Below are 15,024 nucleotides of genomic sequence, written 5' to 3'. Positions count from 1 at the left end.
CCAAGCGGTGCGACAACCCCCAACCCGCACCAAACAAGGAAACTGTGGATACCCCCCCCGCACCGCCCCGGTTACCCACAGCCGGGCCGCCTAGCCAGAATTAGGTAGTGCGGAAACAAGGCCAACCGACCTAACCTGATTGGTTAGGCTCATGCGGAATCAAGGAGCAAAGCGGGCTAATGCTCAGAAAGTGTTGGTGAATGCGGCCATTCTCCCAGTTTGAGCAGTAAGTATAAGATTACTTTCACCTCTCCGGGCTGATCAGCGGCCTCCGTCGCTGAAATACCAAACCTGACGCTAAGAGTTGCTAAGGCCATTTCATTGATGGCCGGATGAGTAGAAATCCCTCCCTCATGCCCTGACTGCAGTGGGAAGTACGTCAGACCACCTACTCGACCAGGATCCCCAAGGCGCAGCTTGATATACAACACTTGAGGAACCCATCGATGCTGCTTGTAGCCAGCATCCGAGGTTAAGAGCCAAGAGCCACCAACACAAAATGACCGTTACTAGAACACGCCGTAAAACAACAAATTTTGGGCATTAGCCCGCCGATAAGCTGGTTAAGCGACATTTTGTGTGTCTGGATCACTGTTTTTCTTTATCTATGCAGCATAAACGCCGGATCTGCCTCTCCAAGGACGTAGCAACGGCATGATTGGCCGGAAATACACGGCCTGGGCCCAGCATGTGGTAGCACGAGCTCACCCCAGCAAACTTGTACGGCATGGTCAACCGACAAACGCCTGTGCGCAATGCCGCGAGAGCATAAACAGGGCTGTCAACAGGTCCGCTGGGCCCACTGTTCAACGACATCTTCGCCCGCCTGCAAAAAATGAAACTGCAACTGAAGCCACGCACGCTAGCGACATAGGCATTCGCGAAAGCCCAATGCACCACAACTCAAACTCCCAGTTAGAAGCCTGAAACGATGACCACCAGACACACAAAATGTCCCTTAACCCAGAAAACCATGCACTCTAAAACTGGGAAACGACGCGGTGCCCCTACAGCAACCGCGTCGCCCCTATTCCCTATCACTCACAACGACTTCCAAGAAGCCGTTTGCCTACCCCCTAAGTAGACTGCGTGAGCATCACCAACAATAGCACCCCTAATCTGTGATTGTTAACCTATTTTTCTAAAGACGTGGCGACTCAGTTTGATAGATATAATTTTTGCAGCTTAGGACAAGTTTATCTTCCCTAGGCTGTGGCTTCCCCGGCACGACGGCCGAAGATAATTGCGCCTACACCCAGGAATGCAGTGACGCCAAGAACCGCAAGGGCGGTCCACAGCAGGCTGTCTTGACCGCCGTTTCCGGCCGCGGTAATCGCGGAGGTGGCCCAGTTCAGCGGCAGGAGGTTCGCCACGACCTGCCAAGCCGGGGCAATGGCGGAGGCTCCGGCGGTCTTCCACACCCAACCCACGGCTGCCAGCTGCGCCAGGCCCACCACGGTGATGAGCCCGCCGCCGATGCCGAATCCGGCAAAGCGCAGCACCACCGTGGTCAAGGCGGCGGTGGCAATCGTCGTTGCATACATGGCTACGCCAGCCCACACCGCGGCCAACGGGGTCAGTCCGCTAGAGAGGATCCACAGCAGGATTTCCCCGGCGGCGGTCAAGACAAGTGGCCCACCAAGTAACAAGAGCCAGGGGCGCGAGCCGGGGTGCCAGGCAAAGCCGAGGAACACCCCGCCCAGCATCATGAGGGCAGCAATGAGCAAGGCCACCACGGGGCTGAGCAGACGGGAGGGCTCGTTCTGGCCGGTTGCTTGGACGCGAGGCATGGCGCGCGCGGCGTCGGAAACCTTGGTCTTGTTGTGCTCGGCCATGGAGTTCACCTTGCCCGCTCCCTCATCAAGCTTGCCGACGCCGGCTATCGCCTCATCCGCCTTTCCATTTAGCTCGCCAATGCCGCTGTTGAGCTGCTTGGCGCCCTCCACCGCGGAGTAGACGCCGTCGTGATAGGCGTAGCCGGACACGGAGAGCTGATTGGAAAGCTCCCGCGAGCCGTCCTTGAGGCGATTGAGCTGATCGGTGACGGACTGATCCAGCTTGAAGTTGTTGACCTGGTTGCGCAGATCCCCCAGCTGAGACTTGATGTTGCGCGCCTCGGGCGAGTTATTGCCCTCGAGATCGTGCATGGTTCCGTCGATGGCGGTAATGATCTGTCCTTGCGCCACTCCTAAGCCGACGATTTGGTCCACCGCGCCGCCCACACCGTTGGCGAGCTCCGTGGCACCGCCGCCCAACCGTGCGGTTCCTGCTTGCAGCTCGGTGAGGCCGTCGACAAGCTGCTGGGAGCCACCGGAGAGCTTGTCGATGCCGCCCCCTAGTTCCTGCGCCCCCGAATCGAGCTGGCCACTGCCATCCGCAAGCTGCTTGGCGCCGGACTCGAGGAAGCCCGCCTGCGCCTGGGCCTCGCTCAGCGCACGCAGAGGCTCCACGAGCTGTGAAGAATCCACCGTTCCATCCGTCGGCGCCCCGCTGGCTTCATCCCCCGCGGATGACCACGCCTGCGCGGGGCCCCAGCCAGCGAAGGAGGCCACGGCGGCGCCTACGATAAGCGGGACGACGAGCACGAGGGCAATGAGCGCCGAGACGAGGCGCGACCGGCGGCGGTTATGTACATCTGCGAGGCGAGAAGTCATGCTTCGAAACTATCGCCACGCCCGCATTCTCCCCGGCAGGCGCGCCGCCATTTCTTGCGCTACGGCCCACAAGTGTCCCCTCTAGCCCTTAGTATTAGCTCTCATGAACTCTCTCCCTATTCTCTCCCCCCGCGGCATCCTCCCTGCCGGTGCTGGCCTCATTGCCTTGGCTTGCACCCTGGCCGCCTGTTCTTCTCCTTCGACCGAGGAGGCCGGGCCTGAAACCCACGCCGAGGCAGCAGCGACCACCTCTAGCGCCGCCGAATCCAGCGAGCATCCGCGACCGAAATCCACGGTCACCGTAACCGTCACCGCCGAGCAAACCTCCCCTGCAGCGGTTCTGCCAAGCGGCGTGGTGCCAAGCGTCGGGGATTGCAGCGCCGCTGCGCTGCAGCACCTCAACCCGGACATGACTTCGCTAAACGTCATGGCTTGCGACGGCCAGTGGGCACATTACGGCCAAAACGCCACCGACTGGACTCAGTGGGCCCGCTTTAGCCAGGGTCAGTGGCAGCGCATCCCCTCCATTGGTACTACTCAAACAGGAATGGCTCAGCCCTGCTACGACGTAGCAGGGCTGAGCCAACAAGGTCTTCCCGGTTTCATGGCCGCGACCATGCCGAGCTGCTAGGAGCCAGGCCTTAGGCGCTTAGTTCTTTTCTGCGAAGAGCTCCCGGACGCGCTTGCCTAGGTTCTCATCTACCTGGTCCCAGTAGTGGTAAACGCGCTGCTCAGTCTCGGCAGAAACGCCGGCCATGGCGTTGGTGATGTTATCCGCCAGGCGCTCCTTGGCGGCATCATCCATGACGTCGCGATAGAGAATGCCCGGTTGGATGAAGTCATCATCCTCGGCGTGGTGCACGTAGGGAGCGCGGGTGAGGTCGCTGCCGTGCGGATCCGGGTTCACATAAAGATCGTGTGCCGGATAAGCCTCGGTGCGGATATTCTCCTCCGCATCATCGAGGTAGCCATTGCCCTTCTCGTGGCGGCTGGGTGAGTACACCGGATCCGCCGGGTCGTTGAACAGGAAGGACATAGAGCCCTCGTGCTCATAGGTGTTGACCTGGTTGAACGGCTGGTTGACGGGCAGCTGTTTGTAGTTCGGCCCGATGCGGTAGCGCTGCTGATCGGCGTAGGCGATGGCGCGTGCCTGCAGCATGCGGTCCGGAGACAGGCCGATGCCGGGAACCAGGTTGCCCGGATCCAGTGCCAGTTGCTCAATCTGCGCGAAGAAGTTACGCGGGTTGCGGTTGAGCACGAAGTAGCCCACATCCACCAGCGGGTAGTCTTTCTGCGACCAAGTCTTGGTCAGGTCGAAGGGGTTCCAGCGGTAGTTCTCTGCTTCCTCGAAGGGCATGATCTGAACCTTGACGTCCCAGACCGGGTAGTCCCCATGCTCGATGGCGTTGTAGAGATCCTCGCGGTGGTAGTCGGCGTTCTTGCCAGCCATCTCCTGCGCCTCGGCGTCGGTGAAGGTCTCCCATCCCTGGCGGGTCTTGAAGTGGTACTTCACCCACACGGGTGCACCATCTTCGTTGATCCACTGGAAGGTATGCGAGCCGAACCCATCCTGGTTACGGGTGGTCTTTGGAGTACCGCGATCACCCATGAGGTAGGTGACCTGGTGGGCGGACTCGGGGTTGCGGGTCCAGAAGTCCCACTGCATGTCCGCGTCCCGCAGGCCGTTGGCCCCGAGGCGCTTCTGGGAGTGGATAAAGTCCGGGAATTTCATGCCATCACGTAGGAAGAAGGTGGGGGTGTTGTTGCCAACGATGTCATAGTTGCCGTCTTCGGTATAGAAACGCAGGGCGAATCCATGTACGTCACGCCAGGTATCGGGAGAGCCTTGCTCGCCGGCAACGGTGGAGAAACGCGCGGCCATAGGCGTGACGGTTCCCTTCTGGAACAGCTTGGCTTTGGTGTACTGCGAGACATCCTCGGTGATGTGCAGTTCACCGAAGGCGCCGTGACCCTTGGCGTGCGGTGTGCGCTCCGGCACGCGCTCGCGGTTGAAGTGGGCCAGTTTTTCAATCAAGTGAAGGTCATCGAGAACGGTGGGCCCCTGCGGGCCGGCGGTGAGGGACGTATTCTCGGAGGCAATCGGCTGCCCGGAGAGGCGGGTCGAGTTGCCCTTACCGGCGGGGCGTTGGCCCTTGTTGAGAATCTTGTCTGCGGCAAATTCAGTCATGGGGAGTGACTTCCTTTTCTGGTCGGAAAATTAACTATTACTATCAATCTTGCTCCTCCCATAGCCTACCCCGAACAATCGCGCCCGGCAAGGATCTCTAAGGATTTAAGGAAAGATTCTCCGCACGCTCGGATAAGGAGTCTTTCATTCTTCGACTGGTAGATTCAGGTGGGTGAAACACCACTCCGAACGCGACGATGCTGTCGTCACCGAGCTCGCCCTCCGGGCCGCACGCGGTGACCGCACGGCGCTCACGGAGTTCATCAAGGCCACCCAGGACGATGTGTGGCGCCTGCTTGCCCACCTCGGCGGCCCCGAGATCGCCGACGACCTCACCCAAGAGACCTACCTGCGGGTCATCGGCGCCCTCCCCCGCTTCGCCGCCCGCTCCTCGGCGCGCACCTGGCTTCTATCCTTAGCCCGGCGCGTGTGGGTGGACAACATCCGCCATGATATGGCTAGGCCCCGCAAGTCCGCGACCGAGTACGAGGACGCGGCCGCGCTCACCCCCTCCCTGGAAAACTCCGCTTCCTGGAGCGAGTGGATAGACACCCGCGCGCTTATTGACGCCCTTCCGCCCGACCGCCGCGAGGCCCTCATCCTCACCCAGCTGCTGGGCTATACCTACGAAGAAGCCGCCAAGATCGCCGGCGTCCGCATCGGCACCATCCGCTCGCGGGTGGCTCGCGCGCGCAAAGACATCATTGACGGCCGCTAGTCCTTTTACTTCAATCTTTACCCAGTAGTTACGCATTCTTTATCCCTAACCAGTGGAGAGCTGCACAAAAAGAGAACTACGGTATTAGTAGAAACATACGTGCCAAATCGAACGTCGAACCGGGCCTGCGAACCTTTAAGAACGCGGGCCCGGCACGTGTGAGAAAAGAGAACTTCTCCGCCAATGTTCAAACAAGCACTCACTATCGCTCTAGCCTTCATCGGGGTGATCGTCGGCGCCGGCTTCGCCTCCGGGCAGGAGGCCATGCAATTCTTCGTCGCCTTCGGTGAAAAAGGGTTTTGGGGCGTGGCCCTGGGCTCGGCCCTCATGATGATCACCGGTATCGCAATCTTGCAACTGGCCTCCTATTTCCAGGCTACCGAACACACCGCGGTATTCGATAAGATCTCCGGCCCCATTACCTCCCGCATCCTGGACTGGTCCACGCTGGCCACCCTTTTCTCCATCGGCTTCGTCATGTTCGCCGGCGGTGGCTCCAACGTCTCCCAGCAATTCCCCGGGGTCCCGTTGTGGGTAGGCGCCACCATCATGCTGGTGCTCGTCCTCCTGTGCGGGCTTCTCGACGTCGACCGCGTCACCAACGTCATCGGCGCCATCACCCCGTTTATCATCATCTTCATCGTTGTGGCCGTCGGCTATACCTTGGTGACGGCTGACGTGGATATGGCCGCGCTTAACGCCTACACCGTGGAGAATGTCTCCACCACGCTTCCCAATTGGTGGCTCGCGGCGCTGAACTACACCGGTCTCAACGTCATGTGCGCAGTTTCGATGTCCATCGTCATCGGCGGCAACTTCCTCAACAACCGTGCGGTGGGCATCGGCGGCATCGTCGGCGGCATCATCTACCTCATCCTCCTCATCTTGTTGGTCGGCAGCCTCTTCGTCGCCGCCCCGGAGGTCAACGGTGAGGATCTCCCGGTCCTCGCCCTCATCACCAACATCCACCCCGTACTGGGCTACCTGATGAGCCTGGCCATCTTCGGCATGATCTTCAACACCGCCGTGAGCATGTTCTACGCCATAGGCAAGCGCCTTACCCGCAAGCAACCGCGCAGGTTCTATCCCGTTTACGCCGTGTCCTGCCTCATCGGATTCGCTCTCTCCTTCATCGGCTTCCAGTCCCTGGTCAGCAACGTCTATCCCATCCTGGGATACCTGGGCCTTCTCATGATCGTCGTCATGGTTTTCAACTGGACCACCAAGCGCGAGAAGATCTCCGTGGAGGGCAAGCGCCGGGCACGTGCCCACTTCCTGGTCAAGCGCCGCCTCGATCCGCGCTACCGCTTCACCAAGAAGAACGAACGCGATCTGCGCAAGCTAGCCGCCGCCTCGACCATGGAAACCCAGGAGTTCATTGACGCCATAGCGGAAGAGATCCACGAGGACTTAGAGAAAGACTCCGAGATCGACTACGACCGTACAGATCCTTCGCCCTCAGTCACCTATGTCACGCATACCAAGCCAGAAGTCCCCGGCGGTGCACCTAAGCAGCGCGATCTGGACTTCGGGGAAGAAGGCGGGGATTAGAAATAGAGAACAACAAGACGCGGAGCACCTAGCGTAATTTTTCACAATCACGGAAAGATACTCTCAATTTCATTATTCCGGGGGATCAATAGGTATACAGTTTCCTCAATATTTCGTCTCAGAGGTTTTAAGAGGTTTCATCTCAGAAGGAAGAACACGCTATGTCTCAAACATCTATTGCAGCGGCCGGAGACCTCAAGCGCGGGCTTAGTAACCGCCACCTCCAGCTGATTGCGATCGGCGGTGCCATCGGCACCGGACTATTCATGGGTTCCGGAAAGACTATTTTCTTGGCCGGGCCCTCCGTCATTTTGGTCTACGCCATCATCGGCTTCATGCTCTTTTTCGTCATGCGAGCCATGGGTGAGATGCTGCTGGCAAACATGAACTATAAGTCCCTGCGCGACGCGGTCTCCGACATCCTCGGACCCTTCGCCGGATTTATTACCGGCTGGACCTACTGGTTTTGCTGGGTAGTTACCGGCATGGCCGATATCGTGGCCATCACCGGCTATTTGCAGTATTGGTGGGCGGATATTCCGCTGTGGCTGCCCGGCATCTTCGTCATCGCGCTCTTGCTCGCCCTCAACCTGGTAGCCGTGCGCCTCTTCGGAGAAATCGAGTTCTGGTTCGCCATCATCAAGATTGTCGCCATCGTGGGCCTTATCTGCGTAGGGCTGTACATGGTCTTTACCCGTTTCGAGACTCCGGACGGACACATAGCAGGTTTCAATAACCTCATCAATGACGGCGGCTTCTTCCCCAACGGCCTCACCGGCTTCCTCGCCGGATTCCAGATCGCCATCTTCGCCTTCGTCGGCATCGAGCTCGCAGGTACCGCCGCCGCGGAAACCAAGGATCCGGAGAAGACCTTGCCGCGCGCCATCAACTCTATCCCCGTGCGTATCGTCATCTTCTACGTACTCTCCCTCATCGTCATCATGCTGGTAACCCCGTGGGATGCCATCAACCCGGCAGTGAGCCCCTTCGTGCAGCTCTTTGCCTTCGCCGGTATTCCAGCGGCGGCTGGAGTTATCAACTTCGTGGTCATTACCTCGGCGGCCTCTTCAGCTAACAGTGGCATCTTCTCCACCTCGCGCATGCTCTACGGCCTCTCTCTTGAGGGCGCCGCCCCGCGGCGCTGGGCTGTATTGTCCAAGCACCGCGTCCCGGCGCGTGGCCTGGTATTCTCCGTCATCTGCCTCATTCCGGCACTGGCAATGCTCTACGCCGGCGGCACCGTCATCGAGGCCTTCACCCTGATCACCACCTTGTCTTCGGTGCTCTTCATGGTGGTCTGGACCTACATCCTCGTGGCCTACATTGTCTACCGTCGCCGCACCCCGGAGTTGCACGCAAAGTCCATCTTCCCCATGCCCGGTGGCGTGCCCATGTCCTGCGTCGTCCTCGCCTTCTTCGCCTTCATGGTAGCTGTCTTGTGCCTGGAAACTGACACCCGAACGGCACTGCTCTCCGCTCCGGTTTGGTTCATCATCCTCGGCATCGGCTGGGTAGCCACCGGTGGCGCCAAGGGCGCCGCTAGCCGCAGCCAGCTAGAGGTAGCTGCCCCGGCCGCGGACTCCGCGAAGTCCCCGCAGGCATAAAGGTTTAAACCTGCACTAGTCACAGACCCCGTACTTTTTCTTCCCCACGAGGAAAGCAAAAGTACGGGGTCTTTCTTGGGTTATATTCAATGACGATGACTTCTCGCTATTGTCTCCCCCGCCTTCTCGCTTCTCGCGCCCAGCGCGCTGCCTGCCCGGCGCTCCTCATCGCAGCAGGACTGGGCATGGCGTTCTTCCCCTTGTTCTCGCTGCGGACTCTCCCTGCGGTAGCCGCGGGGGCCATCGTCTTCATGGGGCTGCGCTCACGCCTTAACTCGACGAGTGGCCTGGCTGCGTTCACCACGCTGGCCGCAATCGCTGCAGCGTTGAGTGCCCCGCTGCTTTTAAGCTGCGTATCTTTGTGGTGGATTCTTGGCGCCGTGGCACTGTTGCTGTGGAGACGCACTCCGGCGACGTTCCTGTTGGCCGCGGCCGCACTGCTGATGGGATGGACCTCCTGGCACTGGTGGGCCTAGCCTACGGTTTCGCCGTGACTCTCGTCACGACCGGAGTCTGGGTATGGCGCCCTTGGCGTTGGCGCCGGCCCCGCTTCCCGCGCGTGGCGCTCGGGATTGTCGTGTCTATTGCAGCAATAGGCGCGGTGGCCGCTACTCCCCAGTGGCGCTCCACCAGCTTTTATGAGTTCCATGGGGAAATCCCCGCCGCGGGCACACTGCTGCGGGTGAGCTCCTACCCCGGCACGGCACCTGCAGGTTCCACGGCGCTGCGCTTGCTCTACGCCACCACCCGCGCGGATGGATCTCCGGCTGTGGCAAGCGCGGTTGCCGCGATCCCAGATAACGCTGGTTCCACCGCCGTGGCCTGGCAGCATGACACCACCGGGGTGGCTCAGGCCTGCGTGCCCAGCCTGCGCGATAATGCGCTTAAGCCTGAAGCCATCCCCGCCATAGCGGAGATTGTTTCCCGCGGGTGGAATGTCGTGGCCACGGATTATCCGGGGCAAGGCACGGAAGGCAGATTCCCCTACTTGATCGGCCAAGGGGAAGGCCGCGCCGCTCTCGATTCCCTCCGTGCCCTGCGCCAGCTCGACCAGGTTCCGGATGAGGGCAAGAATATGCTCTGGGGGCATTCGCAGGGCGGGCACGCCACGCTCTTCGCCGATCAGATTGCGGCTAACTACGCCCCTGAGCTGGAGAAAAGAGGGGTGTCGGCGCTGTCTGCCGCCGCCGATCCGCAGTTGCTGGCGGAGCGCATTCTCGGCACAGGCGCGAATGCGCTGGGAACCATGGTCGGCTCCTTCGTGCTCGTTCCTTATGCCGCCGAGTACCCCGATGTGCGCTTAAAGGATTATATGATTCCGGTTGCCACGCGCCTCCTGCGGGCCGCGGCGCAGCGCTGCACGGACGATAAAACCATACTCGTCTCGCTGCTGACCACCGCGGCACTCGAGACCCGAGGGGCCCTAGTAACGGCCGATTTGAATAACAGCGCCTTGGGGCAAAGGCTGCGGGAAAACACTGCCAGTGGCGCGGGCACGGCCCCGCTCTTCCTGGGCCAAGGCGTCGAGGATGAGGTGGTACCTATTGCGGGGCAGGCAGAAATGGCACAGCGCGCCCGGCTATCCGGACGCGCTGTGCCGGAGAAGGACTATCCGGGCCGCTCGCACATGGGAGTCATTGCCGCGGACTCGCCCCTTATAACAGATCTGCTCGACTGGGCCGATGCCCAGGTGACTTCTTAGCCAACCAGCAGCTCTGCAATCTGGATGGTGTTCAAAGCCGCGCCCTTGCGCAGGTTATCGCCCGCGACGACGAGAACGAGGCCATTGTTGCCATCGAGAGACTGGTCCTGGCGGATGCGCCCGACCAGGCAATCATCGATGCCCGCGGATTGCAGCGGCGTGGGAACGTCAACCACCTTGACGCCGGGAGCCTTGGAGAGCAGATCGCGCGCCTGGTCAGGGGTGATGTCCTGCGCAAACTCGGCGTGGATGGTCAGGGTGTGTCCGGTAAAGACCGGCACGCGCACGCAGGTGCCCGCCACCTTGAGATCCGGGATGCCTAGAATCTTGCGAGATTCGTTGCGCAGCTTCTGCTCCTCATCGGTCTCCTCAGAGCCGTCATCAACGAGGTTTCCGGCGAAGGGAACCGCGTTATAGGCAATGGGAGCCACGTAGGGGCCGAGGTCCTCGGGAGCGAGCAGCGAACCATCCTGCGCCAATTCGACGTTGTGCTCACCGATCTCCGCGACCTGCTTGGCCAGCGTTTCCACGCCTGCCAGGCCGGAGCCGGAAACCGCCTGGTAGGAGGAGACGTGCAGGCGGCGCAGCCCGGCGACGTCGTGCAAGACCTTGAGTACTGGCATGGCAGCCATGGTGGTGCAGTTCGGGTTCGCGATGATGCCCTTGGGCAGGTCCTTCGCCTCCTGAGGGTTGACCTCAGCGACGATGAGCGGCACCTGCGGATCCTTGCGGAAGGCCGATGAGTTATCCACCACGGTGGCACCCGCCTCGGCGAATACCGGCGAGTACTGCTTGGAGGTGGAGCCGCCGGCGGAGAAAAGCGCGATATCGACATCCGCGATTGACTCCGGGGTGACCTGGGCCAGATCCTCGACGACGATCTTCTCGCCGCGGAACTCCAGCTCTTGGCCAGCCGAGCGCGCGGAGGCAAAGAAGCGCACCTTATCGGCCGGGAACTCCCGCTGCTCGAGGATGGCGCGCATGGTGCGACCCACCTGGCCGGTTGCTCCGACTACTGCTAGGGTTGTCATCTTTATTCTTGCTCCTTAAAGCTAAAAGTCTTATCGGCCGGTGCCGGCGTAGACGATGGCTACTTCCTCGCCACCGAGTTGGAATTTATCGTGCAGGGCGCGGGCGGCCTTGTCGATATCGGCCTCGCGGGTGAGTACGGAAATGCGGATCTCAGAGGTAGAGATGAGCTCCATGTTAACCCCCACATCACGCAGGGCCTCCGTGAAATCGGCGGTGACGCCGGGGTGGGACTTCATGCCGGCGCCGACGAGGGAGACCTTGCCCACCTGATCGTCATAAAGCACGTTCTTCCAGGCGCCTTCAGACTTCAGCTTGGTGAGGATTTCCATGGCACGCGGGCCATCGGAGCGCGGGCAGGTGAAGGTGATGTCGGTGGTGCCGTGCTCCAGGGAGGAGACGTTTTGCAGGACCATGTCAATGTTGATCTCCGCGTCCGCGATGGCGCGGAAGACCTTGGCGGCCTCGCCCGGGCGGTCCGGAATGCCCAGCACGGTGACCTTGGCCTCGGAGCTATCGGTGGCTACACCGGTCAGGATTGCTTCTTCCATAGGGATATCCTCCATCGAACCGACAATCAGCGTGCCGGCATCATTGCTATAGGACGAGCGAACTCGCAACGGTACATTAAAGGCGCGTGCGTATTCCACGCTACGCAGGACGAGAATCTTGGAACCCACCGCGGCGAGCTCCAGCATCTCCTCGAAACACAGCTGCTCCAGCTTGCGGGCATTGGGCACGATGCGTGGATCTGCCGTGTAGACGCCGTCCACATCGGAATAGATCTCGCAGACATCCGCGTCCAGCGCCGCCGCCAAGGCCACCGCAGTGGTATCTGAGCCACCACGACCCAGCGTGGTGACATCCCGGGACTCCTTGTTGACTCCCTGGAAGCCGGCCACGATGCAAATCTTCCCCTCTTCGAGGGCCTCAGTCAGACGCCCAGGGGTGACATCGATGATGCGGGCATTGCCGTGACGCTCGGTGGTCAACACCCCCGCCTGCGAGCCGGTGAAGGACTGGGCGTGGGCCCCTAGGGATTCCACGGCCATGGCCACCAGAGAATTAGAAATGCGCTCGCCGGCGGTGAGCAGCATGTCCATCTCGCGCTGCGGGGGCACGGGATTGACCTGGGCGGCGAGGTCTAAGAGCTCGTCAGTGGTATCTCCCATGGCGGAGCACACGACGACGACGTCATTGCCCGCCTTCTTGGTGGCCACAATGCGCTCCGCCACAGCACGGATCCGCTGCGCGGTTTCGAGGGATGAGCCTCCGTATTTTTGAACGATCAGGGCCACGTTCGGGTTGCCACCTTTCGCTGATAGAGCATCAACCGCATCGGTGCTGGTCGATACCTGTCGTGTAGTAGTCAATATTTTATGTTACCCCGTCAGGGCCACGGGTTTCATCTTATGTGAGGACAACTTCACGCCGTGGCTTCACATGGCCGCAACATAGCGTCGAGGTGCGCGTCAATTCTGAGTTTTCCGGCAGTTTTTCGTTAGCGTGGTGGACGTGTTGAGCAACTTTATCGCCGTGGCCTTTGCCCTGGCTTCGGCGATCACGGTTGCCTGGGGCACCGTGGTCCGTCACCGCATCGCCCTCGATGCCCCCGGACCCGTCATGCGCACCTCCATGGCCAACCCCCTGTGGTGGATTGGCACGCTGGCCGCCGTCGTGGCCTATGGCCTGCAAATCATCGCTCTCGGCTTTGGCACGCTGCTGGTGGTCCAGCCCGTCCTCGTCCTCTCTCTGATGTTCACCCTGCCGCTGGCGGCGTGGTACTCGCGGCGCCGCATGGCCTTCCACGAGGTATTTTGGTCCATCGCCTTGACCGTCGCCGTGGGCACCATGGTGGTCCACGGCCGCCCCAGCCCCGGCATGCTGCAGCCCTCCTGGAATGACTGGTGGCCGGGCCTTATCGTTGGCATCGCAGCCCTGGCCTCGCTTGGCGCAGCAGCCTGGCGCTTCCGCAGCTACCGCGCGCTGTTGCTCGGGGTGAGCTCCGGCGTCATCTACGGCTACGTCGCCCTGCTCTCCAAGTCCGTGGTCAACAACTTCACCCACGGCGGCTTCAGCGCGCTTCTTAGTGATTGGCCCTTCTACGCCCTCGTGCTCATGGCGGGCACAGGCACCGTGATGCAGCAATACTCTTTCCACGCCGGGCCACTGTCACAATCGCTGCCAGCCATGACCATCTTGGAGCCCATCGTGGCCTTCGCCCTGGGCTACGCGGTGCTGGGGGAGAAGTTCCAGGTCACCTCCCTGGCTGGCTGGACAGTCATGGCCACCGCCCTAGCGGTGATGATCATGGCCACCATCATCTTGTCGCGTGTCCCGGTGGGCGCGACCACCAAGACCTCGCACTCGCATCCGCGCTAGATAGCCCACTCGAACACGGCGAGCATGTGGGCAGAAAACCACGCCCCTGCCAGCACCCAGCAGGCAAGCAAACCCCAGGCCACGGGTGGGCGCACCCGTGCGCATAGCCACAGCACCCAAGGAATAAACAGCACCGCTGCGGGCAGGAGGAGGCGGGGGCGGGAGTGCATAATGCCGTCGGAAAGCAGGATATTGGCCACCAGTGCCGCGCTGAATACCCAGGCGGGGGCAGGAAGCCGGCGCCAGGCCAGCACCACGAGCACCGGCGCACCCACAATGACCACGGCACTTAAGAGGTATCCGGCGTTATCGGAGGTGCCCAACACGGAGGCAACCCAGGCCACAGTGGCAGCGCCGAAGTCGAAAGCGGAGTGCCAGTGCTTGTTCTGCATGCCAAAGTAGCCGCCGACCTCGCCCAAATAGTGGCTGGACCACGCCAGGTAAGCAACCAGCGGAAGCGCTGAGGACACCACCCCCGCCCACGCCTTCCACTGCCGCGGCGCATTAAAGGCCACCATGACCGCGAAGCACAGCACAGCATCGATGGCGGTCAAACGCACGAAGGAAAGCCCGAAGATGAGCACGGCGGCCAGAAACCAGTTCTTATCACTCAGCGCCACCAACGCCCATATGAGCAGCGCGCCAAACAGGGCCTCGGTATAGGGCATGGTGAATACGATGGACATGGGCGCGCTGGTGACAACTACCGCCGCCGCAATGCGCGCGGCAAAGCCCGCGCCCATGCGTGCTGCCAGCGCCATGACGCCCGCAGCAAGTACCACCGTGAAGAAGAAATTGAGCGTCATCCCCACCAGTGCCTCCGGCAGCCCCAGGAAAGAAAAGGCCCGGATGACCAGCGGGTAGCCCGGGAACATGGCCAGGGAATTCTCATAGACAGGCCCATCGGTGGGGATGTCAGCGTGGAAGTATCCAGCCCTGGCAATCTCTGTGTAATAACGCGCGTCCCACTTGCCCAGCAGCCCCGCCAAGGACTCGCCGTTGGCCCTGGCCAGAACACCTAACACCAGCACCCGCACGAAGGTGCCCACTGCCACCACAACGAGCGCGGCCGCCCACTCCCGCCCGGAAAAACGCACGGCACCACGCCCCCGCGCCGCCACGAACCAGCCCCGCTCCTGCGCCGCAGCAGCGGCAGCCGGATTCTGCCCTGTCTCACTCACGCCCAACATGGTAGC

Annotated in this window: 12 protein-coding genes; 7 read left to right on the top strand and 5 right to left on the bottom strand. The window is 61.3% G+C overall.

The annotated features are described in order from the left end of the window. Nucleotides 1-1,205: 1,205 nt before the first annotated feature. The gene (locus tag B2696_RS07670) at nucleotides 1,206-2,654 is read right to left on the bottom strand and encodes a hypothetical protein (RefSeq protein WP_286954873.1); all 1,449 of its coding nucleotides are present in this window, start codon (nucleotides 2,652-2,654) and stop codon (nucleotides 1,206-1,208) included. A 103-nt stretch (nucleotides 2,655-2,757) separates the two neighbouring features. Here B2696_RS07670 and B2696_RS07665 point away from each other — a divergent pair, with 103 nt between their 5' ends. Beyond that, a complete protein-coding gene (locus tag B2696_RS07665) occupies nucleotides 2,758-3,285 on the top strand; it encodes a hypothetical protein (protein ID WP_286954871.1) in 528 nt (175 codons plus the stop codon). An 18-nt stretch (nucleotides 3,286-3,303) separates the two neighbouring features. On the opposite strand, the gene B2696_RS07660 is transcribed toward B2696_RS07665, so the two are convergent. After that, on the bottom strand, nucleotides 3,304-4,842 hold the full coding sequence (locus B2696_RS07660) for a catalase (protein WP_286954869.1): 1,539 nt from the start codon (nucleotides 4,840-4,842) through the stop codon (nucleotides 3,304-3,306). A 172-nt stretch (nucleotides 4,843-5,014) separates the two neighbouring features. On the opposite strand from B2696_RS07660, the gene B2696_RS07655 reads away from it, so the two are divergent. From B2696_RS07655 to B2696_RS07635, 5 genes are all read left to right on the top strand, one after another. Beyond that, nucleotides 5,015-5,560: an RNA polymerase sigma factor gene (locus B2696_RS07655; RefSeq protein ID WP_276623165.1), complete on the top strand. Its 546-nt coding sequence runs from the start codon at nucleotides 5,015-5,017 to the stop codon at nucleotides 5,558-5,560. A 183-nt stretch (nucleotides 5,561-5,743) separates the two neighbouring features. Further along, nucleotides 5,744-7,111: a hypothetical protein gene (locus B2696_RS07650; protein WP_276623163.1), complete on the top strand. Its 1,368-nt coding sequence runs from the start codon at nucleotides 5,744-5,746 to the stop codon at nucleotides 7,109-7,111. A 161-nt stretch (nucleotides 7,112-7,272) separates the two neighbouring features. After that, the gene (locus B2696_RS07645) at nucleotides 7,273-8,715 is read left to right on the top strand and encodes an amino acid permease (protein WP_286954866.1); all 1,443 of its coding nucleotides are present in this window, start codon (nucleotides 7,273-7,275) and stop codon (nucleotides 8,713-8,715) included. A 95-nt stretch (nucleotides 8,716-8,810) separates the two neighbouring features. Beyond that, entirely contained in the window at nucleotides 8,811-9,191 is a 381-nt protein-coding gene (locus B2696_RS07640) for a hypothetical protein (RefSeq protein WP_286954863.1), read from the top strand. 14 nt (nucleotides 9,192-9,205) lie between these two features. Then, nucleotides 9,206-10,417: a lipase family protein gene (locus B2696_RS07635; protein ID WP_286954861.1), complete on the top strand. Its 1,212-nt coding sequence runs from the start codon at nucleotides 9,206-9,208 to the stop codon at nucleotides 10,415-10,417. Here B2696_RS07635 and B2696_RS07630 read toward each other — a convergent pair. Continuing rightward, nucleotides 10,414-11,448, bottom strand: coding sequence for an aspartate-semialdehyde dehydrogenase (locus B2696_RS07630; RefSeq protein WP_286954859.1), 1,035 nt, complete (start codon nucleotides 11,446-11,448; stop codon nucleotides 10,414-10,416). The two genes, B2696_RS07635 and B2696_RS07630, sit on opposite strands and share 4 nt — an antisense overlap. Nucleotides 11,449-11,478: 30 nt before the next feature. Beyond that, nucleotides 11,479-12,744, bottom strand: coding sequence for an aspartate kinase (locus B2696_RS07625; protein ID WP_075728966.1), 1,266 nt, complete (start codon nucleotides 12,742-12,744; stop codon nucleotides 11,479-11,481). A 217-nt stretch (nucleotides 12,745-12,961) separates the two neighbouring features. Between B2696_RS07625 and B2696_RS07620 the strand changes: the two genes are divergently transcribed. Beyond that, entirely contained in the window at nucleotides 12,962-13,828 is an 867-nt protein-coding gene (locus B2696_RS07620) for a DMT family transporter (protein WP_075728965.1), read from the top strand. Here the strand turns inward: B2696_RS07620 and B2696_RS07615 are convergent. After that, the gene (locus tag B2696_RS07615) at nucleotides 13,825-15,018 is read right to left on the bottom strand and encodes a hypothetical protein (protein ID WP_376778854.1); all 1,194 of its coding nucleotides are present in this window, start codon (nucleotides 15,016-15,018) and stop codon (nucleotides 13,825-13,827) included. The genes B2696_RS07620 and B2696_RS07615 overlap by 4 nt on opposite strands. Nucleotides 15,019-15,024 lie beyond the last annotated feature (6 nt).

This window comes from Corynebacterium sp. UBA4397 (assembly GCF_002390965.1).
GTDB classification, from domain to species: domain Bacteria; phylum Actinomycetota; class Actinomycetes; order Mycobacteriales; family Mycobacteriaceae; genus Corynebacterium; species Corynebacterium flavescens.
Note: the sequence above shows the minus strand (reverse complement) of the source record. Positions and strands in the feature narration are given on the sequence as shown.

Excerpts from the sequence above, each read along its gene's own strand:
- B2696_RS07670 (WP_286954873.1), bottom strand. The coding sequence starts at position 2,654 with ATGACTTCTCGCCTCGCAGATGTACATAACCGCCGCCGGTCGCGCCTC.
- B2696_RS07665 (WP_286954871.1), top strand. The coding sequence starts at position 2,758 with ATGAACTCTCTCCCTATTCTCTCCCCCCGCGGCATCCTCCCTGCCGGT.
- B2696_RS07660 (WP_286954869.1), bottom strand. The coding sequence starts at position 4,842 with ATGACTGAATTTGCCGCAGACAAGATTCTCAACAAGGGCCAACGCCCC.
- B2696_RS07650 (WP_276623163.1), top strand. The coding sequence starts at position 5,744 with ATGTTCAAACAAGCACTCACTATCGCTCTAGCCTTCATCGGGGTGATC.
- B2696_RS07645 (WP_286954866.1), top strand. The coding sequence starts at position 7,273 with ATGTCTCAAACATCTATTGCAGCGGCCGGAGACCTCAAGCGCGGGCTT.
- B2696_RS07640 (WP_286954863.1), top strand. The coding sequence starts at position 8,811 with ATGACTTCTCGCTATTGTCTCCCCCGCCTTCTCGCTTCTCGCGCCCAG.
- B2696_RS07630 (WP_286954859.1), bottom strand. The coding sequence starts at position 11,448 with ATGACAACCCTAGCAGTAGTCGGAGCAACCGGCCAGGTGGGTCGCACC.
- B2696_RS07615 (WP_376778854.1), bottom strand. The coding sequence starts at position 15,018 with ATGTTGGGCGTGAGTGAGACAGGGCAGAATCCGGCTGCCGCTGCTGCG.